The sequence below is a fragment of the Desulfovibrio sp. SGI.133 genome, from assembly GCF_050313955.1.
In the GTDB taxonomy this organism is placed as follows: Bacteria; Desulfobacterota; Desulfovibrionia; order Desulfovibrionales; family Desulfovibrionaceae; genus Desulfovibrio.
This window is the reverse complement of sequence record NZ_JBNPMK010000017.1, coordinates 1-658: the sequence shown is the minus strand read 5'-3', so window position 1 is coordinate 658 and position 658 is coordinate 1. Positions and strand designations below refer to the sequence as shown.

Annotated in this window: 1 pseudogene; it reads left to right on the top strand. The window is 60.2% G+C overall.

What is annotated here, in order from left to right:
* Positions 1–658: pseudogene (locus ACQRBR_RS12035) on the top strand (outer membrane homotrimeric porin); the annotation flags it as partial.

The window sequence follows — 658 nt, the reverse complement described above, 5'->3', positions numbered from 1 at the left end:
GATTTCAACTACGGCATGCACGGCGACTTCGCCAAGAGCAAGGCCGCTGGTAACTCCGGCTTCAGCCGTAACGGTAACCATGAAGACGAATTCGAAGCTACCCAGCGCGTTCGCCTGCAGTTGGACGCCGTGGCTTCCGAAGCCCTGTCCGGTACCGTGTTCTTCGAAATCGGTGACCAGGTGTGGGGCGACAACGACAACGACAACGGCGGCGCCCTGGGTGCTGACGGCAAGTCCGTGGAACTGAAGCGCGCCTACATCGACTGGATGGTGCCCCAGACCGACCTGAAGGTCCGCATGGGTATCCAGGGTCTGGCCCTGCCCAGCTTCACCACCAATGCCTCCCAGATCATCGACGATGATGTGGCCGCCGTTACCCTGAACTACCAGTTCAACGAAAACGTGGGCCTGACCGCTTTCTGGGCTCGCCCCTACAACGACAACGGTGGCTACAAGAGCCAGTGGTCCGGACAGGCCTATGACAACTACATGGACAACATGGACATGTTCGCTGTCCTGCTGCCCCTGACCTTCGACGGCGTGAAGGTGACTCCTTGGGTCATGTACGCTGCCATGGGCCCCGGTATGTTTGACAACCTGGCTGAGAAGCCCGGCAATGCTTGGGGCCGTGCCAGCACCGGCATGATCTCCGGCTTCA